This is a genomic window from Aquabacterium sp. A08 (assembly GCF_011742065.1).
In genome coordinates this window covers 1-324 of the sequence record NZ_JAAQQT010000111.1, presented here as the reverse complement: position 1 = coordinate 324, position 324 = coordinate 1, and the positions used below count along the sequence as shown (strand labels likewise).

1 protein-coding gene is annotated in these 324 nt (G+C 68.2%); it reads left to right on the top strand.

What is annotated here, in order from left to right:
* A partial coding sequence (locus HA630_RS26700) for a lytic transglycosylase domain-containing protein (RefSeq protein WP_166832045.1) occupies positions 1–324 on the top strand: 324 nt, incomplete at both ends.

The window sequence follows — 324 nt, the reverse complement described above, 5'->3', positions numbered from 1 at the left end:
CCCCAGGAACTGGCCCTGCTGCCCTTCATTGAAAGTGCCTTCAACCCGCAGGCCGTCTCACACGCCAAGGCCGCCGGCATGTGGCAGTTCATGCCCGCCACCGGCCGCGACTTCGACCTCAAGCAGAACGCCTTCCGCGACGACCGCCGCGACGTGCTGGCCTCCACCCGCGCCGCGCTGGACTACCTGCAGCGCCTGCACCGCATGTTCGGCGACTGGCATCTGGCCTTGGCCGCCTACAACTGGGGCGAAGGCAATGTGATGCGCGCCATCAAGCGCAACCAGGCCGAGGGCCTGGGCACCGGCTACGAGGACCTGCGCATG